Origin of the sequence: Pseudoalteromonas luteoviolacea NCIMB 1944, from assembly GCF_001625565.1 — a bacterium.
GTDB classification, from domain to species: Bacteria; Pseudomonadota; Gammaproteobacteria; order Enterobacterales; family Alteromonadaceae; genus Pseudoalteromonas; species Pseudoalteromonas luteoviolacea_F.
Map to the genome: position 1 here is coordinate 201,026 of NZ_AUXS01000064.1, position 24,736 is coordinate 225,761.

General features: G+C 41.4%; 18 protein-coding genes. 5 read left to right on the forward strand and 13 right to left on the reverse strand.

Features of this window, described 5'->3' with window-relative positions; translation table 11 throughout:
* Positions 1 to 69: 69 nt before the first annotated feature.
* The 5 genes from N483_RS21735 to N483_RS21755 all read right to left on the reverse strand — a co-directional run bounded on the left by N483_RS21735 (position 70) and on the right by N483_RS21755 (position 7,320).
* A complete protein-coding gene (locus tag N483_RS21735; protein WP_063383386.1) occupies positions 70 to 2,862 on the reverse strand; it encodes a response regulator in 2,793 nt (930 codons plus the stop codon).
* A 58-nt stretch (positions 2,863 to 2,920) separates the two neighbouring features.
* Positions 2,921 to 3,811 (reverse strand): cation diffusion facilitator family transporter, encoded by an 891-nt coding sequence (locus N483_RS21740; protein ID WP_023397917.1) that lies wholly within the window; start codon positions 3,809 to 3,811, stop codon positions 2,921 to 2,923.
* Between the two features lie 147 nt (positions 3,812 to 3,958).
* Positions 3,959 to 5,134 (reverse strand): hypothetical protein, encoded by a 1,176-nt coding sequence (locus N483_RS21745; protein ID WP_063383387.1) that lies wholly within the window; start codon positions 5,132 to 5,134, stop codon positions 3,959 to 3,961.
* A 50-nt stretch (positions 5,135 to 5,184) separates the two neighbouring features.
* The gene (locus tag N483_RS21750; RefSeq protein ID WP_023397919.1) at positions 5,185 to 6,174 is read right to left on the reverse strand and encodes a WD40 repeat domain-containing protein; all 990 of its coding nucleotides are present in this window, start codon (positions 6,172 to 6,174) and stop codon (positions 5,185 to 5,187) included.
* Between the two features lie 147 nt (positions 6,175 to 6,321).
* Complete coding sequence (locus tag N483_RS21755; RefSeq protein WP_023397921.1) at positions 6,322 to 7,320, reverse strand: WD40 repeat domain-containing protein; 999 nt, start codon at positions 7,318 to 7,320, stop codon at positions 6,322 to 6,324.
* Positions 7,321 to 7,569: 249 nt separating this feature from the next.
* On the opposite strand from N483_RS21755, the gene N483_RS21760 reads away from it, so the two are divergent.
* Positions 7,570 to 7,845 (forward strand): hypothetical protein, encoded by a 276-nt coding sequence (locus tag N483_RS21760; RefSeq protein WP_023397922.1) that lies wholly within the window; start codon positions 7,570 to 7,572, stop codon positions 7,843 to 7,845.
* Positions 7,846 to 8,146: 301 nt separating this feature from the next.
* Positions 8,147 to 9,496, forward strand: a complete 1,350-nt coding sequence (locus N483_RS21765; protein WP_023397923.1) for a hypothetical protein — start codon at positions 8,147 to 8,149, stop codon at positions 9,494 to 9,496.
* 85 nt (positions 9,497 to 9,581) lie between these two features.
* Here N483_RS21765 and N483_RS21770 read toward each other — a convergent pair whose 3' ends face one another.
* From N483_RS21770 to N483_RS21780, 3 genes are all read right to left on the reverse strand, one after another.
* Complete coding sequence (locus N483_RS21770; RefSeq protein WP_023397924.1) at positions 9,582 to 11,075, reverse strand: trehalase family glycosidase; 1,494 nt, start codon at positions 11,073 to 11,075, stop codon at positions 9,582 to 9,584.
* 14 nt (positions 11,076 to 11,089) lie between these two features.
* Positions 11,090 to 12,331 (reverse strand): MFS transporter, encoded by a 1,242-nt coding sequence (locus tag N483_RS21775; protein WP_023397925.1) that lies wholly within the window; start codon positions 12,329 to 12,331, stop codon positions 11,090 to 11,092.
* A 147-nt stretch (positions 12,332 to 12,478) separates the two neighbouring features.
* Positions 12,479 to 13,483: a LacI family DNA-binding transcriptional regulator gene (locus N483_RS21780; RefSeq protein ID WP_023397926.1), complete on the reverse strand. Its 1,005-nt coding sequence runs from the start codon at positions 13,481 to 13,483 to the stop codon at positions 12,479 to 12,481.
* Between the two features lie 473 nt (positions 13,484 to 13,956).
* On the opposite strand from N483_RS21780, the gene N483_RS21785 reads away from it, so the two are divergent.
* Both N483_RS21785 and N483_RS21790 read left to right on the forward strand, forming a co-directional pair.
* Positions 13,957 to 16,176, forward strand: coding sequence for a TonB-dependent receptor (locus N483_RS21785; protein WP_052027351.1), 2,220 nt, complete (start codon positions 13,957 to 13,959; stop codon positions 16,174 to 16,176).
* 267 nt (positions 16,177 to 16,443) lie between these two features.
* The gene (locus N483_RS21790; protein ID WP_023397928.1) at positions 16,444 to 16,635 is read left to right on the forward strand and encodes a hypothetical protein; all 192 of its coding nucleotides are present in this window, start codon (positions 16,444 to 16,446) and stop codon (positions 16,633 to 16,635) included.
* 41 nt (positions 16,636 to 16,676) lie between these two features.
* Here N483_RS21790 and N483_RS21795 read toward each other — a convergent pair whose 3' ends face one another.
* The 4 genes from N483_RS21795 to N483_RS21810 form a co-directional block, all read right to left on the reverse strand.
* A complete protein-coding gene (locus N483_RS21795) occupies positions 16,677 to 18,371 on the reverse strand; it encodes a hypothetical protein (RefSeq protein ID WP_023397929.1) in 1,695 nt (564 codons plus the stop codon).
* Between the two features lie 134 nt (positions 18,372 to 18,505).
* The gene (locus tag N483_RS21800; protein ID WP_023397930.1) at positions 18,506 to 19,201 is read right to left on the reverse strand and encodes an aspartate/glutamate racemase family protein; all 696 of its coding nucleotides are present in this window, start codon (positions 19,199 to 19,201) and stop codon (positions 18,506 to 18,508) included.
* A gap of 521 nt (positions 19,202 to 19,722) precedes the next feature.
* Positions 19,723 to 20,316 (reverse strand): hypothetical protein, encoded by a 594-nt coding sequence (locus tag N483_RS21805; RefSeq protein WP_023397931.1) that lies wholly within the window; start codon positions 20,314 to 20,316, stop codon positions 19,723 to 19,725.
* Between the two features lie 245 nt (positions 20,317 to 20,561).
* Positions 20,562 to 21,173 (reverse strand): hypothetical protein, encoded by a 612-nt coding sequence (locus N483_RS21810; RefSeq protein WP_023397932.1) that lies wholly within the window; start codon positions 21,171 to 21,173, stop codon positions 20,562 to 20,564.
* Positions 21,174 to 21,724: 551 nt separating this feature from the next.
* Between N483_RS21810 and N483_RS21815 the strand changes: the two genes are divergently transcribed.
* Entirely contained in the window at positions 21,725 to 23,398 is a 1,674-nt protein-coding gene (locus tag N483_RS21815; protein ID WP_023397933.1) for a methyl-accepting chemotaxis protein, read from the forward strand.
* Between the two features lie 123 nt (positions 23,399 to 23,521).
* Here N483_RS21815 and ltaE read toward each other — a convergent pair whose 3' ends face one another.
* Positions 23,522 to 24,535 carry a low-specificity L-threonine aldolase gene (gene ltaE / locus N483_RS21820; protein ID WP_023397934.1) on the reverse strand — a complete coding sequence of 338 codons (1,014 nt, stop codon included), beginning with the start codon at positions 24,533 to 24,535 and terminating at the stop codon, positions 23,522 to 23,524.
* Positions 24,536 to 24,736: the final 201 nt, after the last annotated feature.

Consider the following 24,736-nt stretch of genomic DNA (forward strand, 5'->3'; position numbering starts at 1 on the left):
AATAACATTGATAGATAAAGAATTTTATTTTTGGGTACTCACTCTCATCTACCTTGTAAATGACTTTACCTAGTTCGTTTTTCCACTCTGTTGCACAAAGTGCAACTCTTGCCACCGCGTTAAACGTTCAAATAACTCAGCAGACTCGATGGGTTTTGCAATAAAATCGTCCATTCCAGCCTGAAGGCATTTTGCACGATCTTCACTAAATGCATTCGCAGTGATCGCCATTATATACGGTCGTCCATATTCTTCTGGATGGCGTCTTATCGACCTAGTACATTCAAACCCATCCATATTGGGCATTTGACAATCCATTAGCACAATATCAAATCGTTGTGCCTTCAGCGCGTCTAAGGCCTGTAAACCATCATTCGCTTTACTTATTTCCCCACCTGTTTTGGCTAACATCTGCATTGCCACAATTTGATTTATTGGATTGTCCTCTACCAGAAGTAGTTTACAGTGTTGCAAATTTGGAATGCCAACACGCGCCTGAGGCACTGTCACTCGACCGCCAACCTTCGCAGGGATTTTAACCACGAACTCACTGCCAACATGCTCTTTAGACGTGAAGGTGAGCTCCCCCTCCATCAAAGATACCAACCTCTTACAAATGGTGAGGCCTAAACCCGTACCGCCGAATTTGCGTGTTGTTGATAGATCGGCTTGAGTAAATTCATCAAATAAGTCCTTTTGCGCAAGCTCTGAAATACCCACTCCTGTATCTTTTACTACAAGTTTTAGTTGCTCGTTTTGATAATAAATATCAAATTGTATATAGCCTTGCTCAGTGAACTTTCCTGCATTACTCAACAAGTTATTTATAACTTGCCCTACCCTTAAATCATCTAACTCCAACACTTCAGGGACATCGTCTGCAAGGTTAAATGTGAAACTCACCCCAGGCTTTTGGATTGACTTTTCAAACGCCCTCGACAGTGAGGTCACAAATTTCTTCACATCCGTATCTTGAACTGAAAGCTGCAAGGCGCCAGCTTCAATTTTCGAGTAATCTAAAATATCATTTAAAATCAGTAATAGTTTATGAGCTGATTGATAGATAATATCAAGCTGCTCTTTGGTTTTAATGTCAGACTCTGACTGAATAAGCGCTTCAGACATACCGATGATACCGTTCAGCGGTGTTCGAATTTCATGGCTCATATTCGCTAAAAACTGACTTTTCGCAGAGCTTGCTCTATTAGCACTTTCAAGCGCACCGATCAACTCTTCCGTTTTTTGCCGAACCTCTAACTCTAAGGTTTTATTGAAATCTTGTAGTTTTCGATTGAGCTGTTCATTTTCCTCGTTAGCGGTATTTAGCTTGGTGAAGCTCATCGATAACTTGAATGCCAATTGAGAAAACTGCTGCTGTAAAATGATCACTTCCAAACAGCTGCCTTCGGTGGTGTTGTTCACCTCTGACATTTTTTTACTCGGATCAAAAGAGTTAATACTATGACTCAGATCGACAATTGGTTTAGTAAAAACCCTTGTCATTCGGTTTACCAAGAAGCTACTAATTGCAATGATAAACAGCGCCAGTATAAATGACTGGATCCAAGCAGAAGCTACGGCCAAATTGACATGTTTGCGTTCAATTAAACTAATAACGCGCCACTGAAAAATATCTGACTGTACACTCTGTTTGTAATAAACATCTCGATTATTACTAATATAAATTTGATCGGTTGACTCTGTGAGCTCTTTTAACTGTAGCTCGGCAACATTATCCAAAATATTAAAGTCAGACTTGAGAGAGCTATAAACAATGTTGTCCTCATGATCCAAGATCAATAGATGCCCTTTTTGAGCCAATACTTTTGGAATAAATTGTTCAAAAGACTCAAAAAAGAGGGAACTCTCTACAATCCCTTTAAACTCACCATCATCGTATAGAGGTGCTGAAATAGCCACAACTGGGTCATTTCCAAACCCTCTTCCTTGAAAAATACCCGACACGAAGCCGTTAGGATAGTAAGGCGCTTGAATGAAGTATTCGCGATCAGCAACCGAGGGAACTTCACCAATTAGACTCACTTTGAGGGCTTTTGGGTAATAGTGCGTAACCAGCGCCCCTTGATCAGCCACTATTGCTGTGCGGAAATTTGGGTAAGTTTCTACAAGTCTCTTAATTACCTGCTGCTTTTGCACACCTGATTGAATATCTTGGGCTGCAACCATAATAGCCCTTCGATAGCTTTGTAAAAAATCATCAATTTGCTTGAGAGCGCTATTTGACGCATCTTGCAACTGTGCCGTTACCTCGTATTCAATGCGTTTGTAATGACTATTTGTTAAGACAATAGTTGTGATCAATACAACCAGAATAATCAACTGGCTAATCATGTAATTAAGTATTTGATAAAGTGATTTTGCCTGCCATACCCGCTTGAACAAAAACAGTGAAATCAAATCAACAATTGCTAAGTATACCGCCGCATTGATCATGTACTTAGCTAGCGCAGTAAAAATAACTAGCAAAGTTAAGCCAAGTACAAATTTACCAACGATAAACAGAATGGGGACGCCGAACAATACCCAAAACCCGAGCCCTCTTATGAATAAAGGTTTATTAGCTCGAATACAGAACAATTGCAGCCAGAGAATCTCAAACAAAAATACCAGCGAAGCCCAGCAATGTCCCCAGCGGTAAAGTAAAAACAGCGCGCCAACACCAACCGCAATAATCGCATATCGCCAACCTAAAGCAAGCAGGCATAAAATAACAAACAGTTGCCCAAACAAGAACTCAGAACTGTCTAAGAACCAAATAGGGAGTAAGTTCGCTATCCCGCCAACCACGCCTAAAAAAAGTGCAATAATTACTTTGGGTAATTTAACGAATTGATTTAGCAATACCAGCTCCTCTTTATATTCTATTAAAAAATAAAGGAAAGCTGGTAATTTGCCAAGTTTAATGGTGGGGACAATCGTGACTTTCTATTTGAAGTACACACTTTTCGACTGAAAAAAGCTGTTTTAGTCGCGCTTCGACTTGAAAACGACAGGCATCATCATGCATTTCAATTGTGCAATGATGTTTTAGTACAATGTGTGCGCCAACAATTAAAATATTATCCGAATTTGACACGGTGACATTGTGAACGCTTTCGACATGCTCTGTCGCGATTATCGCCTGCTCAACGCCCTCCACATCTGGCAAAGAAAGCCCTTTATCCAGCAAGCCTGATAAACATGTTTTAATGACCTTAAAGCCAGTAAACAAAACAAAACTTGAAATCAGCATGCTTGACAGCACATCAATGATATTCCACCCCGTTAGGTGGATCAGAATACCTGCAATAAATGTTGAAATCGTTGATAAAAGATCGAAAAATGAGTGTAAGAATACCGCATAAACGTTGATGCTATCTTTTCGTCCTTTATACAGCACCCAGGCCGCAACCCCGTGAAATAAAAAGCCAACTCCAGCAATGCTCGACATCACAAATGTATTCACTTCATGAGTATGTCCCTGAGAGTGCAGCTCAATACGCTCAGTGGCTTCTAATAAGATAACAATAGCGATAGAAACGTATAAAACACCATTAATTAAGCCGCCTGTATATTCGGCCTTTTTATAACCTTCATTGAAGCTATTCGCTAATTTGACAGCAATCGTTGAAGCAATTAAAGCGATAAGCAAAGAGCTATTGTGAACAAATAAATGTCCTGCGTCGGCTAGTACAGCTAAAGAATTGGCAAAATATGCGCCAATAACCTGTATAACCATAAACGTGCACGTTAATGCAAGCGCAATGAGTAGGCGCTTCCGAGAAGCCTCATGAGTTGTAAGATCGGTCATTCGAAACTTGAGAAACCTTTGTAACTATAAATTAGAGGGTGCCTTGTGATAAAGGACGGTGATTGTAACCTTATTTCATTTCAGACGCATCAAAAATAACAATATTTAGCAAATAAATAGAATCTTTTGTTCGCACTTCAACAGCACTTAACTCGCAATTTGGTGCGACGCCTCTAATGCATGACTTTGTGAGTACAATCGCTGCTCGAAGTAACGTAACTGCTCATAGCTAAAAATAAACTGTGTGTAGCGCATAACTTCAAATGCAACCTGTTCAATTTCAAAGCAGCTGACAGGCTTACCAGGGTAGAATTGGCATCCACTATTAAATGTGACAATGTACTTGACCCCACTTTTTGCTCCAACACATTCGGCAAGCTTACTTGCTCGTATTTTCACTGCATTTAATGGGTTTAAAAAATACTGAGCACCGCCTTCGCGTGTAACATGCCACATTTCACTTTCGAGGTTTGCTTCAATCTCTCCAACATAAGGACATGAGACAAAAACGAATAACCCAAAAGGGGACAATGCCACCCCATCAATATCAAGTTCTTCAAGCAATGGGCTCATACTACGATGCACAATGATATACTTTTTGTTATCTAATTTGCTGGTTAATGCATGATATGTCGGCTTAAAACTTCTTTTTTTGTTATCGTTTATTGTACTGCTGCTGCGACTCATATGCTTGATAAGCTCTATGAAAAGATAGCCACACAGTACAATACTCAACCAAAAACCAAACCGAGAAAAGTGGCCTGCGTTTTTATCTAGGGCAATATCGGTATTGAGCTGATAGGAGGTATCATCTCGCTTGGACGCAACACTAGGAGGTGTAGTTGTTTCTTGAGATATCTCTTTGCTTGCACGCGTTAGCTCAGTACGCCTATTGCGTTCCTTGGCTTCTTTCTGTTTATCAAGCCGGCTTTCGAATGCTTGCCTCTGTTTTGCAACCATTTCTGCACACTTTACTGCACTTTGAAAGTTTTGCTCTCCATGATGACAAATTGCTGGTTTTTGGAAAAAAGCTTGCCACTGAGCATAAATTTCAGGGTCACTGTAGTGCGCATGGCCAAAAACACTTTGCCGTTCACGCGCTTCAACAGGGGGCTTTCTAGCTACTGTTGGAGATTCACAATAGTTCTCTATTCTTTCAATCAAGCGGGTTATACGAGCTTGGTCCGATTGCTTCATCTCAGTATTTTGTTGCAAAAAGACCAATTCTGCAGCGTACCTATCACATTGATAAACATCGAGCTGCACTGATTCAGCCGAGCTTGTGCCCACATAAAGGAGTAAAAACAAAATCCATCTGTTCATTGTACATTACCTATAACCTTATTAACCTGTTGGCTAGGTACACCACTGTGTTACCGTCGATTGGCCAACATATTTAATGCCCACTCTTCTAATAGCCCATCACTACTTAGTGTTACTAGCTTTTCTTTGCTTGGCGCATACATATCAACTATGGTTGCGCCTGAATTCACAGTATTGATTTGCCATGTACCTAGCTCATTACCACTTTTGGTATCCCAAATAGTCAACTGAGATTTAGATGAAGACGTGGCCAACAATCTACTTTGCTCAATAAACAGCGCTTTTCTAAACACTTTGAAACGCGCCATATACTTAAGCTCACTTTTATCAGCACCATCTATGAGTGATGCGATAACCTGATTATCAAGTGCATCAGAGACAAAAAACTCTGAAAAGTCGTTTCTAACCGCCAAACTTGTCACTCTATGATTAAACTCTTTTGTGAATACAGGCTCTGGCGAACCAAATCGCCACAACGCCAGTTTTCCATCTTGCGCTGCGGTTAGAAACAGCTCCCCCTTGTCATCCCACTCAACATGCATAACAGGTCTACTATGCGGAGCAAACTGGTTGTTCACTTGAGTATGCAAATGCGCCATATTCACTGTGCCGTCCGACATAGCAACAACAATCTTGTCCATCGCCGGAGATAAGGCCACAGAAGATATATATGCGTATCCACTGACTCCTGTAAAATTGACTTTAGTTACCAGTTTTTTGCTTGCTAAAGACCAAAACCTGAGTTGATTATCTCCGACAACTATTAACATATTGTTGTCTTTAGACAGTACAACCTCTCTAACCATATCTGGCATTTTATCTTGAGGCACAGTAAATTCTGGTGCCCGTGTATCACTATTCCATACAGAGAGAGAGTTCGAACTGTCTACAGTGACTAACTTACTGCCATCTTGTGAAAAATGCCCTATCAGAATGCCCTTGTCACCAAGCTGGTTAACCGTTCCGTTACTCAACGAGATATCGTCTTCACAGCCAGCTAAAATCAGCACGATAATAATTGGAAATAGTCTGTACAACATGATTCAAGATCTCTAAGTTAAAGGGCAATAAATAAGCGGTGCACATAGTATAGTCTTTTAACGTTTTGTACAGCGTATTATTACCTGTTGTTGATGCAGCCCCACCTGCCGCACCGTAAGTACGCAAAATAAGCAAAGTTTGCGCCACTAGCGGTTCATTTTTACTAAGGTGTTGATATCCCAAAGTTCAACAATTCCGTCGCTATTCAAAGTAGCCAACATATTTTGCTTATCTATATGCATATCCAAAATCAGCGCAGTTGTACTTGCCGCTTTAATTGCAAAAGCGCCAATTTCTTGCCCATTTTTGGTATGCCATAAAGTCCACCAATATTTACTCGAGCCGGTCGCGAGATATTGCCCGTCTGGACTTATTGCCGCAGCCCGAAACCACCTGAAGCGCTCTTTATATTTTAACTTTGTTATCTCAACCTGAGAGGCAAACGGATTTATCAATACCTGATCATTTAACGCATCAGATACAAACAACAAATTGTGTTGTAAATTGTGCGCTAGGCTGGTCACCCTTTTTGACATTCGATACTGATAGGTAGATGCCAATGTATTGGCATCGTGCAAACTGACCAAACCATCATGACCTGCACTTATGATGAGCTGTCTGTGTGGGCCTAGTGCAAGAAAACTTATTCGTGCATCGTGATAATTAACTTGCTTAGTCAAACTATTTTCATAATCAAGTAGGTTCAGCGTTCCATCAGTCATGCCAACCAGTAGTTTTAGAGGTTTTGCGTAAAGCGCAATATGTGAAATCTTCGCAAACTCAGAATTGCCAGACATGTTAAATTTGCCTAACTCTGCGCCGCTCACTAAATTCCACACCACGATGAACTTTTCAAAACTGACAGCAAGTAGTGTACTGTCTTTAGAAATTGCAAGGCCCGTCACCTTGCTGCCGCCAATTTCAAATTGATGAAGAATACCGCTGCCATCAGCTTTAGTTACGGTTAACACTCCATGAGATACGAATGTTGCCAGCTTAGCGTCGGAGGAAAATACGCCAAACTCAATGGGTGTCTTACTCAGCCGATAAAACACACTCTGTGGATTTTTAGTCACTTCCCCGCAACTAATTAAAGTCAACATGAACAAGCAACTCATCAATAGTTTAATCACGTATCTACACATTTGGTGCTCTCCTAATACTGCGCTCCTCTTTGCATTGACTTCGACAACTCATAATTTGTTTTTTTTTATTCTACGCCTTTTCTTTATCGGATAATAATCTTATTTATTTAGAAAATTAAACGACAACTCAACCTTAAAGTACTATAATATTCGGATAGCAACAGATGCTTACCCGGACCTAAGGTATGTGTAAGCGTTGGTTTTGCGGAGTTATTAATTCTTTTTAGTTACTTGTAGTTAGAGGTTGTAATGTGTAGCGCACCTAAAGCAAGAGCAGCGAAAGGAAAAGTCGTCGATTACCAAGATTCGATGAATCAAAACTTAAGTCCGGAAAAACGTTCTGCATTTGCAAAAAAAGCCAATGCAGCTTATGAAAAGCGCCATCCAAATGAGGAGTTCAAAATGCCTTTTAAGGACCAAAAAAAGCACAAAAAAACAAAATCTCTAGTACACAGGGTTGAAGTGATATTACTCCTCATCGTCTTTGTTGCTATTGCAATTAGAGTCATATTTTTATCAGAATAAAATGCGAGTCAGATCCAACATTCCTTCAGCAAACTTAAGAACGCACTTTATCACCTAACCAAGCCACAAACAGTAAACTGTTAAGCGTTTGCCCAACTGAGACCTTACTTTCAGACCCTCTGAACAAAACATCATGGCACCCGACGAAGGTACATAATTGCAGAATTGTTCAAATTGCCGCTTGCGTCGCAGATACGTTATAGTATAACATATTTTCAAATTGTTATTTTATAACATCTCAAATGCAGAGCATCTTCGGAAATACATCTGCATATTTATTACTCTAATAATTGAAAGAAATATGAAGCACGCATACAAATTACTCTCCGTTGCAGTTGCAACAGCATTACTAACGGCCTGTGGTGATACCAAAACGACCATTGTTGAACATGCACCAGTCGTTGAGCCTGTTAAAAAGGAAGATGGACATGACGAGCACGATCATGACCATGGTTCGGTGAGTGAAGCTGGTCGTCTATTGGTGACTTCTCCTGAGTCTAACTCTATACACTTGCTAGACATTGAGCATAAAGAAGTTGCTGCAGAACTGGCTTCAAGTAACTATGCGGGTAGAGTATATGCAACTGAGCACAGCCGTTACGCTGTACTTGTTCAGTCTGAAAACGGACGGGTAGAGTTTGTTGATGGTGGTATTTGGCAAGAAGATCATGGCGATCATATGCACCCTTATCAAGAGACGCCAAAGCTTAGTGACGTTTCTTTTGACCACGTCAAACCTGCGCACGTTACAAATGGCGAAAATAACACCGCAATCTTCTTCGATGGCAACGGTGAAGATGCCGTCAATGCTCAAGTAGCTGTTTTCTCTGAAGCTTATCTTGGTGGTGAAAAAGATAAACTCGCGGAGATCCACTATGACACCAACATGCACGGTGCAGCGCAATCTCGCGGCGAATACACACTGAGTACCATTCGCGATCCAGAAACAGCTTCTACATTACCGACTCAAATTGGGCTATTCCACAAACACGACGACCACTTTGATCAAGACAAAGTATTTGAGCAGAGCTGTCCAGCCCTTCACGGTAGCGCTCAAAACCATGAGCACATTTCTTTCGCATGTGGTGATGGTGTTGTGATCATCACAGAAGAAAACGGTGAATTCACAGCGAAAAAAATCGCAAATCCAGAAAGTTTTGCTGAGAAACAACGTATCGGTGTGTTAAGAGGCCACGAAAATAGCCATCAATTCATAGGTATTGCAGGTACTGAACTGGTTGTTGTCGACGCTGAGCACGGCGAAATTGAAAAAATTGAGTGGACTATTACAAAAGACCATAGCATTGCAGGTGGTGACTTTAACTATGACGGCTCTCATGCAGCTGTTTTAGATTCAGCAGGTGTTCTGACTATCTTTGAACAACATGCCGAAGGTGATGAGCATCACTGGGAAGTAGCACACACTGTGAAAGTTCATGACCATGAACTAACCGCTTTGCCTGAAGATGTTACTTTTAGACTCGCCTTCTCAGGTGCAGAAAACATCGTCTACGTTACAGATTCAGACGCAAAACACGTATTAGGTTATGACCTTGAAACCGCTGAAGTAAAGGTTGAAATTGAACTAGATTTCACACCAGACAGACTAGTTTGGTTAGGTATTGAAAAAGGAGGCGAACACGCACATTAATACTCCCGGGTATCACGTGTATGTCTCTTGATTGTGAGCCAAAGTGCCTTTTTTAAGGCACTTTTTTCATTTCTGCTACTCCGGTTTACTCTCTTTTGCCAAACAGAGTATAAAAGCGACTTGCCACACCATTTGTCCAACCAAAACCTTGCTGAACAATATACTCACCACCCTCTGCCTTTTTATTTGGCTCAATGACATTGTATTTCTCCAAAAGACACTGGTTGGCGTTAAAGCTAGATTCAAGTGTTGTTAACCATTTGCTCGCGACCTCTTTAGCCTCTTGTGTAAAGCCGTAGTTCAATAACCCCTTAACACCAAACCACTGTAAAGGAGCCCAGCCGTTAGGACTATCCCATTGCTGAGGGGTTACTGCCAGTGTGGTCACAAGCCCACCCGCTTTACAAAATTCGGACATCATTTTTTGTGACATCTGGCGCGCGCGCGCACAATCTTCCACTAAGTTGAAAAACAACGCCGTTGCTCCTGCCATAGTTACGATATTGCGTTTGCAGTTGAGTTCAACGTCAAAATCGACATACCAATTGGCTTGTTCATCCCACATATATTGATTGATCAAAGCTGCACGTCGTTTTGCAGCCCTATCCATTTTCTGTGATTCTTTGCTGTTATTGGTAGCTTGATAGCAGCGGGACAACTGGGTTTCCAAAAAATACAGTAGCGCATTTAAATCAACTGGTGCAATGTGCGTTGTCATAATGGTTTTTAAATTATTCGGCTCTTGCAGCCAGCGGCTACTAAAATCCCAACCAGATTCGCACGCTGCGCGAATATTTCTATAAAAATGAGTCTTCTCATCGTTAGTTAGATGTTTTGCGTCTTCAATGTCTTCTTTATATGACTCAGGTCTAGGCGACGGGTCATTATCCCAATATCGATTCAATATACCGCCACAAGGCATCATTACCACACGGTCAAAGTGCAGAAGATCAGAGCTAAGCTTATCACAGCCTTTCATCCAAAACGCGTACTCTCTTTGCAATGAAGATGTAACTCTTGTAAGCCAATTTTCGTCGTCTTTTTTTGTTTCCCAGAGCAAGTCGACCATCATTGCTGTGACCGGGGGCTGGGAACGCGTTGCGTAATAGCTTCGATTTCCATTGGGCACATGCCCTAGCGACTCAATTAGACTACAAAAGTTCTCTAACATGTCTTCTACAAGCTTTTCACGACCAGAGTCCATCAATCCTAGCGCTGTAAAATAACTATCCCAGTAATAAATCTCATTAAACCTGCCACCAGGGACTATATATGGCTTAGGTAATGCTAATAAAGAACTGGTGTTTTGCTCACTCCCTTGCCTTGCCAACCTGTCCCAAAGTCGTTCAATGTAATCTGGAACAGACCTAACATCACTCAGTGCCTGTAACTCAGGGGCCTCTGCAAATTCGAAATGTGTTGCAACAAAGGTTTTTAAATCGGCCGGTAGTGTTTTGTCATATTCAGCGCATGCTGCTTGCCACGATTGTTTTGGAATAGCATCAGAAAAAACTTTACTATCGATGAACATCCCTGATAATTGGACGTCCTTAAATAAGCGACTGTGCTCAAACTTCATTATTATTCCTCGACTTATACTGCTGACGAGCACGCTACTTGTTGAGCACGCTTTTTAAATAGAAATAAGGTAAATACGATAATTCCCATCGGGATCAGGGACATGTAAAATGCGTGTTGACCACTCATATACTCAAATACAAATCCAGTGATCAAGGACCCCGTTGTCCCACCCAAAGCAGAAAAGACAACAATAAGCCCAGTCATTGCCGCGTGACGATGCTTCTCCAAACTACTTAACATAATCGAATTAATTACTGGATAAATTGGTGCCATAAGTAGCCCAATCAATGGCATCAAATAGGCAGCCAATGGGGCATCAAATACGCTCGTTACTGCGTTTTGAGGTAAATTTTTGGTCATCGGGAGAGTGAGTAAAACCAAAATAGCCATACCGATTAAGCAAATATTTAAGAAAATATACCAGTCGACTTTTTTGAGAATTTGCCCCGCCGCCAATCTGCCAATCGCTAAGCTCGCAGCAAAAATACTGCTGAGCTGAACACTGACGTCGACGGGTAAATTGAGTACCTGATTATTAAAAGTCGGCAACCAAGTACCAACACCTTGTTCGATAAGAACATATAGGAATGCACTGATAATAAACACCAGCACAAGTGGTTGATAGGTTAAGCGCAGCATAGCAATAAAATCGCTGCTGGCACTACTTGAACTCGGCGTTTTCAACGTGCTTTTTTCGATTTTTGCAAACCATACTAAAAGCAAAGTAACCGCTGAAAGCCCAGCCAAAAGGTAATAGACGTTTAACCAGTTGTTTGACGAGATATCCTCACTCAAAAATGCAGCAAACACCCAGTAGCCACTCAGTACCCCCACCATAAATATCCCTTCAATGGTGTTCAACAAACTAGAATGGGATTTCGTTGAATCCGTAACTTGGCCTATGAGAGCGTAAACTGAGACTTTGACGATAGCAAACGCACAACCAACAGCAGCGAAAAGTGCTTTGAGGGCCCAGAAGTTGCCGACCATGGGAGTAACTAGGCACATAAAAGTTACTAAAGAAAGGCCACCCAATAAGGCTATTTTGTATCCAATTCTCGGAATGAATGAAGCGACCAAAAAAGAAACAATAGCAATGGGTATATCTTTAAACCCCTCTAGACTTGCCGCTTGCGCTTTAGATACACCAAACGTATTGATCGCTTGCAAAATAACTGTACCAACACTATTGAGCAATATGGCAAATAAAAAGTAACAGGCCCCCATGGCCAAAATGGTTCGCATATTGTGCATTGAAAGACTCGTAAATACTGTAAGTTTAATTCAGTCTAGCGCTCAAAGGTTAATTTTGCAAACGTTTGCATTTAAAGTTTTAATAACAGACATTAACACGGATATAGCTAGGCCATTGCGAATTGAGGCAAGTAGCTGCCCCCTCAATTAGCTCGATTGACGCTCTATTAAGGCAATATCTAGCTGACTAGACGATACTTTTTGACCATTGAGTTGAGCTAGGAGCTTTTTAACCAGCAACTCGCCCGCCTGTCTAGTATCTTGTCTTATTGTAGTCAGTGACGGAAAACTGATGTCGGCCATTGCAATATCGTCGAATCCAACCACATGCACATCATTCGGAATACTGACGTAGCGTTCTTTCAACGCTTTCATTGCACCGAGCGCAACCATATCACTACACGCAAAAATCCCATCAAAATCAAGACCGTCACTGCGTAACTTGTGATTTATCGCGTCGTAAGCTGCTTGGCTTGTAATGTCAATTTTTAAGAGCTGTGTGGCAGTTACACCTGCCCGCTCGGCCCCAGCACAAAATCCACTATAGCGCTCTGAGAGCTCAGCATGCGCGGGATCTCCTAAAAACATGGGGTTTTTAGCCCCTTTAGCAATGAGGTGCTCTGCGGCTAGTTCACCACCTAAGAAGTTGTCACTTCCAACCACGACATAATCAGCATCGGTCTTTGGATCACCCCAAACCACAAGAGGCATGCCAGCTTTTGCTGCATTATCGATAAGCGCTTGTTGCTTCCCTTGACCCACGACAATCACACCATCAGCCCGGCGACCATCGATAAAGTACCCGTACCAATCAATCCCAGCCATAAAAGAATTTGATAGTAGCAACTCATAACCCTGTCGATTAACAGCAAGGTTAATGTCGCTGACAACTTTCAGTAAAAATGGATCATCAATAGACTGTTCTGTTTCTGAATCAAGATTAATGAGCACCGCAATGACTTTGGTTTTCTGTAAACGCAAACGGCTCGCAGCAGCATTGAGGCTAAAGTTGTGTTCTTTAGCTAGTTTTTGAACTCGTTCTCGAGTTTCTTTTTTTATCAATGGGTTATCATTCAAAGCTCGAGAAGCTGTAGATGTTGATACACCCGCTAATTTGGCTAAATCTGCCAATTTCAATTTTTTATGTGGCATTGCTCATTCACTGCATCAGAAAACATCTATGATGATTTGGCATCATTCTAAGGGTTCCCCCCCTAAATTAGAGCCATTAGATTAAACTACTCAAGGTAATTCATCCACATTGAATTACCCTCTACACCTTTGTAATATCAAATAAGCGCTATTTTATTAACTCTTTGTTTTTATTATTCCCACGCTACAAGCTAAGTTATCAAAAAGCATGCACTTAACATCATAGGTAAACCCAAAGTAAAAAAATATCGCAAACGCCTATTGCAAACGTTTGCATAAAGTTCTATTTTAAAATAACGCCCAGTGCAATCCAACTAAAATTATGCAGAGTTAGCGAATTAAAATAACTCTGAGTTGAGGCGATAAGCGATGCCGACGTGCAAGTCGGTCATTATGACAACACATATGACACAACCAAGGGAGCAGCTCCTGTGAACTTAGGCAAGAAGTATTCTGCACTTGCAGCAGCGGTTATGGCCGCGATAACCTATTCTAACGTGGCCAATGCTGAGCAAAAAAATAACGCCAAAGAAAAGCTAGAAACTATTGTAATCTCTGGTACTCCAGGCGGTATGGGGATCCGAAAAGTGGATGCAGCCTATGCCGTTACAAATGTTGACGAATCCTTAATTGAAAGACTCGCACCTAAAAGCACAGCCGACTTATTCAAGGCCATTCCTGGAGTTTGGGTAGAAAGTTCAGGTGGTGAGTCTGGTGCCAATATCAATGTTAGAGGGTTTACATCAAGTGGTGACGCACCGTTTCTAACCGTCAGCCTAGATGGCTCACCAGTTTACCCTGCTCCTACACTCTCCTTTTTAGAAAATTCGTCAATTTTTCGCCTCGATGAAACCATCTCCATGATGGAAGGGCTTAGAGGCGGCCCTAACCCTGTGTTGTCTAATGGCCAACCTGGACTGACAACCAATTTTAGATTAAAAAGAGGCCAAGAAGACACTGAAGGCACATTCAAATACACAACCTCAGACTACGGCCTACAGCGTGTAGATGGTGTGTTAAGCGGTGAGCTTAGTGAAGACCTTTATTATATGGTGGGCGGGTATATTAAGCGCTCATCAGGGATCCGTGATGCCGGTTTTACTTCTGAGAAGGGTCATCAATTTACAATTAAGTTGACCAAAGAACTTGAAAATGGCGAAATCAATGTTTATACGCGCCAAACAGATGACACTGGCGCTTGGTATTTGCCTACGCCACTTAATGAGGCCGGTGTAGATGCTGAGTTTACGCAACTTGGTACTTTAAACCGCCAAGCAACCATACACGCAGGTAACGGTAAAGTTGATATCGACCTAGCAGAAGGACGCGGCTGGGATGGCCATGTCTCCGGGGGAAGCATCTCTTTAGAATTGGCTAATGGTTGGCACTTTATCGATCGCTTTAGCTTAACTCAAGGTAACGCCAACACATATGGTCTAGTGCCTGCTGGCAATGCCGTTAATTTATCAGAAGTAGCTGACAATGGCATTAGTGCGACAGGTGCAGTAACAGGTAAAGAGTATGGTGCAGAAACACGAGTACAGGATTATGGCCGTTGGGTTGTGCACAAAGATATAGAAGCATTTACGAATGATCTCGCTATCAGTAAAGACTTTGGCACTGTTAACAGCGCATTCGGTGTTTATACAGCAACGACATCTGCTAAAGATTGGTGGAGCTTAGGGAATACCGCATATCACGTTTTAGCTCAGGGCGGTGAAATGCTGACCGGTATCGCCTGTAATGATTCAGTTGAGGGCTGCGGCTTTAACTATGATATTAATAGCAACGGTGACGCCACAACACTTGCTTTTTACACCACTCACAGTTACCAAGCAACTGACAGTCTAACGTTAGATTTAGGCCTTCGTAGTGAGCGTCATGAAGTTGACTACTCTGTCGATGAGGGACTGGATGGCATCATCACTAAATCTGTCGATTTTAGCGCTCGCAAAACTTCTTGGACCCTAGGCGCAGATTATAAGTTAGATCAGCAAAGCGGTGTATTTGTTCGTTTTAACAAAGGCTTTAAAATGCCGTACTTTGACGATTTTAGAGATAACTTTGATGCATATTCGGCGGGTGATCAGTTAATCAAAGAAGTGGCTCAAAGCGAAGTCGGTTACAAGTTCATGGGAGAAAACATGGACTTTTTCGCAACCATTTTTGCCAACGAAGTAAAAGGTGAATCATTCTCTGTTCGCCCTGACTTACCTGCACAGCGTTTCACGACTGAAGCACAGGGCATTGAGGTTGATTTTAACTACAACCACGAATCAGGTTTCAGTGTTAACCTCAATGGTACATTACAAAACAGCGAAGTGGCTCAAAGCCCTGATGCCAGCCTAACGGGTAAGAAATCACAGCGCATCCCAGACTGGCAGCTGCGTATCACACCAAGCTATGAATTTGAGCTAAATGATATGTTTGCAACAGTTTACGGAACTTTCTCTGCGGTAGATTCTCGTTTTAGCGACATTCAAAATACACCGAGTGCGGTGCTTGATGGCTACGAAAAAATTGACATAGGGTTCACTTTGGAACCTTCTGAGCAAGTACAATTACAAATTGCCATTGACAACCTAACAGATGAGCAAGGATTAACAGAAGGCGACCCACGTAATCCTGCTGCTGCTAACGGACGCTATATCTTGCCTCGAAGCGTTAAATTTAGCGTGGCATATAACTTCTAATCCCAAATTTGGCCCACACATTTAGGGCAACATGAAAACTAACGACCAAAGCCCGACGAGGATCACCTTCTATGTTGGGCTTTTTTCTGTGTCCTTCTACACTTAATAGGGCTCCATCATCTTTTTTACATAATCTCGCTTTTAAAGCGTAATAAAGCTGGTGAGTAGTTTCGGATAATACTCTTTGCAAATATTAATGACTTTCACTTGTTAGCGATAATACAAAGGTGCTGAATATATAAGCTGCGCAGGTGCTGGAGTGAAATAATGAACATTGAAGAAATTCAAAAAGGCGAATGGCTTGAATACCAAGACCATCCAGTTGAGGTTTTAATCGTAGATAGACGCAATCAAGTTGTCACAGTTTGGGACGAAAAAAGTCAACGGAAGATAGATTTACATGCAGATTTACTTAAAGCAGATCCACAATGTCACTGTGACTCATTTCTCTATTACTAGTAAGCGCCCAAAGCAACTACATGCTTTGGGCTTATTCACCCTTAGGGCTTAATCATCTGCCACTGCGCGTTTTTGTTATGTGCTTCGCCTTTTCGAGATAAATGCACTTGTCCCGTGCTAACGTCCGCCCAAACATATTGTTGCCAATAGCTGTTTTTGAGATTGAAATTTGTGCCATATGACTCGATGTTAAATGACGCTTTGTCTGGCGTTGTCCACAACATAGCGTCTCCAGTAAAGTTGTTTTTATAGCTTAAGAACAGCTCCGCGTTATTTCTGGTTCTAAAATAAACCTCTTCGCCACCGCCATTGATTAATAAAAACTCAACAGCTTTGACGCCATTGGCATTTAACAATGCATTTTTTTCTTCGCCAGATTGAGCGCCTAGCGCCTTACCAGTCGCCACATTATGAATGTGAACAGCCTCTCCTGTGTCCGCATCAAGTTGCTGCGGCTGCCACTGTTCTGGTGGTGTTTTCCAAGTTAATGACTTCCACTTCCAGTTGTATGGCATATTGATTAGGGGGTCACTTACATCGCTATACCCTGTTTCTGCTTCGATATTGTACAAACAATGCCGGCGCTCTTCTTCTAATTGTGCAACTCGCTCAAGCTGATCGGTTGTACCGACATTTAACTCAGCCATGCATTGCAATAGTGATTTTCCTTTTCCACGCTCCCCTGGGGCCAATACATAGGTATGATCACGTTTTTCTTCGTCGTTGTACCAGCTCAGCATAGCTTGCTCATCAAAAGACAACCAATTAGCAACCAATTGCCTTGCCTCCTGCTCCGCTTTCAATTTACGCTCCTCTACTGGCAAAGCCATGGTGCGAATAAAAGCAGCCCACAGATCTTTACTGGCTTCGAGAGAAACTAATGCAACAGGTTTTATATTGCTCGGTTTGTAGGCCTGCCAGCCACTTTGCCCCCGAGATTCTGGCTTCCAAATTACATCCCCACTTTGGAAGTTAATCGCTTCTTTTGTATCATGCGTATGTTGCTCTGCACCTTCTGAACATAAATACGCTTTTACCTGCCAGATTTTTTCGTAGTTGTCGGCAGCTAGGCGCACAGTATGTTCTGGGCTAAATGAATCTTGAAATAAGTGAACGGCCCTACCAAATAAAAAATAGTTGTGGTCAACCTCAACCGCTTTGGCATATCCTCCCCCATCCCAAACTTTGATCTTTTTTGACTCTGCAATAGCTGCGTTTACAAAGTGAGAAATGAAGCGCTGTTGTGCGCGTTTTGCAGCATTCACACCTCCTATTCCACCAATATCATCGTAGCGGCGCATAAAGTGATCTTGCTGCAAGTCAGCAGGCTCCTGCGCCACAGCATTGAAGCAGTTAGGTCCTGTCGGGTCGGTACTGGCCGAAGTGACATTAAACCCGGCAATATCTACCCACCTTTCTCCAACAATGGCAGCAAAAACTGCATCATATTCTGACCAATAGGTCCCATCTTCGTTTGCTTTTGATAAGATCCTTTCCACTTCGTGTTGAGCTACATTGAGTTCTGTGGACTTCGCTAGGCCATTTTGCCACGTCAGTCTTGGGTCTTGCGGATCACTGACCCGAGTATCTTGCCCCATTAGCTCAAGCGCTGCCGTTCGTGTAAGCCACTCATGGCCAATTGGCATTACACCAGCCCCACCTAATTGCGTAAATGCCATTGCCGATGAACTAGTAACCACTGCAGCTACAACACATGAAAGATATTTTAATTTCATAATTACTCCTTTTAAAACGAGTAAATTTTTACACAAAATTAAAATAAAAGCTCCAATTTATGAATTTTTTATTACTTTAAATCAAAGCCAAGGTATAAAGCATTCCTTTTTGCCATCGAGTTAAACCGCTTTCATCAGTCATTTATTGAAGCGGTTACTGCACTATTTGCATGCAAAATTGCGGTGTCATAAAGTGCAACTGAAGTATCATCTTCAGTTACAAGTAGGGCAATTTCAGTACAACCCAAAATTATCGCTTCAGCACCTTGTGCTTGTAGTTGCTCGATAATGTTTAGGTAAGCTTGTTTGGATCCCCTTTTGATTTGACCTAAACACAATTCATTATAAATAATGTCATGCACCACCTTCTGAGCACTTTCATCAGGTACAATTACGTCAATATCAAACTTATTTTTAAGCCTATCTTTATAAAATGACTCAGCCATTGTGAATTGAGTCCCCAGCAAGCCAACTTTCTTTTTTCCATCCTTTACGATTTGCTCACCAGTCGGATCAGCGATATGGATCAAAGGCACGTTTACCGCTGCTTGTACTTCTTCATACACTAGATGCATGGTGTTGGTACAAATCAAAATAAAATCAGCACCTGCCCGCTCGACATCTTTGAGGTCTTGACTGAGCATTTGCGCCATAGTCTCCCATTGTTGTGCCTTTTGAAGTTCGGCAATAGGAGCAAAATCTATACTTTTCATCATGATTTTTGCAGAATGCAACCCGCCTAAAGAATCTTTAATCCCTTGATTAATATACTTATAGTAATTTGCAGTAGACTCCCAGCTCATTCCACCAAGTAGACCTATCGTTTTCATATTTGATTCCTTAATACGACACTGTTAACGCTGTTCTGACAACCAATAAAAATAGTAATACCACAATAAATACTCAGAAGAAAAGCGATTGGTTTAATTAAAAATTTGACAACAAAATGGCTAATACACTAACGTCTGCCTTGGATTAACGCCCAGTGACTACAGTCACTTTTTTATACATCACGGTATAATAGTACACTTGAATACACCTTAAATTGAGCGACTTCCAAACATAGCTATGCTTACAGTTTTTTCGTTTGGAAATGTATTTAAACCTCCTGTACTACACATTACTGAGCTTTGTTAAACTGTCCGGCGGATGGGTAACAGGTACGCTCTGGGAGACAGAAAAGATAGATGACAATGTACAACTCAAAAAGCCATACTCCAAAGCGAATTACTTCTTCGCGACATCCAGTTTTCTCTCGGCAAAAAGTTCAAGTTTCGTGTTCTTGGGGCTAGGGCTAACGAATTTTAAGGACCCTAGCCCAATTGTAATCTCGTTGCTTCAATTAGCCGTTTTAAAAGTGATAGCGGTAAACTAAACCTAAGCGGTCGATCCCTTGTCCATTATGATATTTCCATGTCAGACTCGATACGCCCAGACGCGCGGTTATGCCCAACTCGGCCCACGCCCCTTCGTCATTTTTAGCCTGTTCAGGGTCAAAGTACTCATACCCAAGCCTAGCAAATGCAGAAAAGTATTGATTAAAACTATGTTCATACTCTGTGTGGAACCGATAAAACGAACCATCCCTAGTCCGATCCTCTAAGGATAAGCTCATTTCCCCCAAAGTGGCACCAAAAGAAAAACGTCCGCTTTGTGTTGCATAGGCAATATAGCCGAGTTCCAATAAGTTTTCGTCCAAATCCACATCTAATTGATAATTGGGTCGCTCTAAAGTATCTCGTTGTCTTTTGGCATTAAACCCAGCATATAATCCATTTTCAAATTCGTAACCAAAGCCAAATTGAATACCACTGGGCTGCGGACTATTTCTGTTCCCCATATCACTGTGTGAATAGCCAAGCTCAAAATATGTTTTATTTAAATCTGCTGCTTGTACATTAAAGCCAATCGCTGAAAAAACGGCAAAAAGTATTTTATTTTTCATTTCTTAAACCCCTAATTTAACTGATGAAAAAATGCTACACCAGTCAAAAAAAGAGGTCTGTATCAAAGTGTCTCAAGATGCAGCAATCTTTATCTATTGATAGTAAATACTAGGTATTTGTACTGAGTTTCAAGCTTAACCTTCGAGGTTATATTAAGTTGTAGTGCTAAATTGCAACAAGGGTAGAAAGGGAATCAGCAGTTAATAGCGCAGGCCAACAGACGGGCCTGCGAATTGATCATGTTTTAAAATGAGTATCGATATGCAAAGGCTATTTGCTCTGTCACCTCCCCTCTTGAGAACCCCCACGACAAGCTAGATGCTCCCAAGTGCGCACGGATACCGGCTTGCGCCCAAAAGCCATCTTCTTTAGTAGAATTATCCCCGTCGATAGACTCGTATCCGACCTTTGCAAAAGCAGAAAAGTACTTATTAAAACCATGGTCATACTCTGTATATAATCGATATATATTTGCATCACTGTTATTATCTTTAATAGCAATATCCATTTCACCGATATACGCCCCTACAGAGAGCCGTCCTTTTTCAGTTTTATTTAAGACATACCCCAATTCAAGAAGATTTTCATCATAATCAACATCTTGATCAAGAAAATATATTATGAATGTATCTCTATGTCGCTTGAAATGTAGACCACTATAAAAGCCATTTTCAAACTCATAACTTAAGCTAATTTGATGTCCAAGTAAGTCCAAATCTGTTTTTTTGTCAAAATAAGTATTGTCTGTGAACTCAGTTGTTGAATATCCAATCTCTAAGTAAGATTTACTTAAATTAGCTGCTTGCACTTGCGTTGCACATAAAGCCAATGCGGCCATTAAAAGTTGTTTTTTCATCGAAAGTACCTCCAAAAATGTCATGCAGATAATACTAGTGACAGGGTTGAGCTAAATCCGTATGAATGTGTTCAATGACATAGCAAATATCAGTCAAATATAAGTAGAATCCGGACCGTGTTTTTACATTCATTTACATAAAAAGGAAAAAACAATGCACACGATTTTCAATGAAAAAAAATAATAACCATAAGTATCAAATAAATATAACTTCTCTACGCCATATAATTGTGACGTTTATACCATGTACAAAGCTCGCAAAAGATTGATACATGAGCAGTTATGAGCGGGCTTTAACTGAGCAAGAAAGCCAGCTTTCCAAGCACACTAAAATTCTATTTGATTGTACTCGCCTCTACGAATTCATATTTGCATATATCCACAAGGCTTAAGATGAGAAATTGCAATTATTACCGCTCGTAATGACGGTATTGTTTAGGGACTGAAAAATCAAAATATGCATGCCTTAAAGCATTGCATTTACGCCATATGTACTATGCTTAAACAAAGTATTTTTAAAGGAAGTGAACATAGCCATGAGCAGTCAGTCCATGACACGACGGTTTGTTCTCCCGCTTGGGTTAATGATGGTCGTTGTCGCCATCCTAGTCGCAACTACACTCCCATCTATTATAAAATCAACCATGTTACAAATTACCTCTGACGATGCAATTGTAACGGTTAATCAGTTTAAAACTCTAAGAGGCTATTACACCAAAAATGTGATCTCAAAAGCCAAAGCCTTTGGGATGTCACCTCATTTTGAACACCGCAATGACAACAATGCGATCCCTCTGCCTGCAACACTCATCCATGAATTGAGTGAACTCCTATCTCGATCAGGCACCAAAATACAGCTTTATAGTGAATACCCATTTCCAAATCGTAAACACAGGCAGCTTGACGAGTTTCAAAAGGAGGCATGGAAATACCTTTCCTCCAACCCCAAAGAGGTTTATTCAAAAATAATTGAGTCAAATAACAATCAATATTTAAGGATTGCAGTGGCAGATACAATGCAAGCACAAGCCTGCGTAAATTGCCACAATACGCACCCTTTGACGCCGAAAGTCGGTTGGAAAGAGGGTGATGTGAGAGGCGTCCTCGAAGTTACCAAGCCATTGGAAAATGTAACCGCCCTGACTTCGAACATTCGAAATTATATCTTGATCGGCTCCCTGTTAGTTTTAATACTGCTCATTGTCACTTTGGTTATGATGTTTGAGCGATTTGTACTTCGTCGAACCAAAAAACTAGAAGATTCACTTGCCAACTTAGCATCAGGTCAAAGTGATTTAACGAAGTTTATAGAAGTAGATGATGACGATGAGATTGGCAGTGTCGCTGTTCAATTTAATCACTTTCAAGGGAAGTTCAAATCCTTGATTGAGTCCATTGTACACACAGCAAATCATCTTGAAGTATCTGTCAATAATGTCAGAAACGCGACAAGCAATATACATTCAAAAATACAAGAGCAGGAATTACAAACACAGTCAATTGCGTCAGCGATAAATCAAGTGACAGTCAGCATCAAAGACATTTCTAGTAATGCCGATCATGCAGCACAAAGCACCAACGAAACGGATAAGAATTTAGTATCAGCCAGTGAGCAAATGCGGCATTCAGTAGAAAACATCGATTCTTTATCAAACGAGATGTCAGAACTAGTCAGTGTAATAACAAGCCTAAGTTCAGAGAGTAAAGAGATAGGGGTCGTATTAGATGTGATCAAATCAATCGCCGAACAGACTAACCTCTTGGCACTAAATGCAGCAATCGAGGCTGCAAGAGCTGGAGAGCAAGGTAGAGGCTTTGCTGTTGTTGCGGACGAAGTAAGAGCTTTAGCTCACAGAACTCAACAGTCCATTGACCAAATTCAAGGCACCGTTAACGCGCTACAACGTATCGGTAGTGAAGCTGTAGAAAAAGTTGAAAATGGCAATAAACTGACCGACGAAACTCGAGATGAAGTCAGAGATGTATCAGAACAGTTGAACAAGGCTATGGAGCTAGAACACGATGCAAATGCAGCTGTCGATAACATCGCTCAAGCTATGGTCCAGCAGTCAGACGCTTCATTAGAGATGGATTCAAATATCATACGACTTCGAGATTTGGCTGGCGACTCGATTGCAGAATTAGACAAAGTTATACGCATGCTAGAGACAGTAAATAAAGATAGTCATCAACTCACCGAGGAGCTTGGCAGGTTTAAACTGTAATGAGCGTTGCACAAGCTTGAGACACACAGCTCCGTTTATTGAAGAATGGGGCCTTGTATATCGTACAAGGTCCCGTGATCGCCTCAGCAATGTTGTTATGCACAATAAGAAATGACTTTTCAATCAAGCTAAATGCGCCTTTGCAATATCAATAAAACTGTCAATATCACTTTTCTCAATACCTGAATGGGTCACTAACCGCATTCCCTGATAACCTGGCGTCATATTTATTCCCTTGTCATACATAGCTTTGGTAAATGCCTGTATATCAACGCTGTTATCAACATTCAAAAACACCAAGTTGGTTTGAACTTCGTATGACGTGCTATCAAACCCTGGCAGCTCATTGACCCTGCCAGCCAAATAACGGGCATGCTCATGATCTTGCTCCAACCGTTCAACATTGTTTTTTAATGCGTATAAACCCGCTGCGGCGAGAATACCCGCTTGACGCATGCCGCCACCCAGCATTTTTCTAAGCCGCCTAGCCTTTTCGATGAATGCGCTGTTGCCCATTAGCAGCGAGCCAACAGGCGCTCCCAAACCTTTAGATAAACACACAGTCATTGAATCAAAGTGTTGACTGATCTCTTTGATATCAACACCCAAAGCAACGGCGGCATTGTACACGCGTGCCCCGTCTAAGTGATGCTGTAGTCCATACTTTTTAGTCAAAGAGCGAACTTCACTTAGGTACGATAAACTCAACACCTTACCGCCAATGGTGTTTTCCAAACTCAACAGTTTAGTTTTTGCAAAGTGAAAATCGTTTGGTTTAATCGCCGCAACAATCTTATCTAAACAGATTTCACCATTGGGTAGGTTTTCTAAAGGTTGAGGTTGCACAGAACCGAGAACAGCAGCTCCACCCGCTTCATATTTATAATTATGTGCATCTTGGCCACAAATATACTCATCACCACGTTCACAATGTGCGAGAATTGCCAGTAAATTAGCCTGTGTACCTGAAGTTACGAATAAAGAATCGTCAAAGCCATGTTTAACGGAGCTGTAGTGTTCAAGCTCATTTACGGTAGGGTCGTCACCGTATACGTCATCACCAACCATAGCATTGCTCATTAGCCGCCTCATATTTTTGCAAGGTTGTGTGACCGTATCCGAGCGAAAATCTATCATGGGAGTTCCTCATTGCGATTGAATAAAAACATAATATGGACAATGTCCCATGTTTTCAATTCTCTGGAAAATCACCTGCATACGAATTTAGCTTGTGCCTTTCGGGTATGAACAAACGCCAGCCTTTGGATTGCGTGGGCTGCGCAGCTTGCTGTAATTTTTCTTGCACTGGCTAACACAGCGGACCCAACTTACCATCAA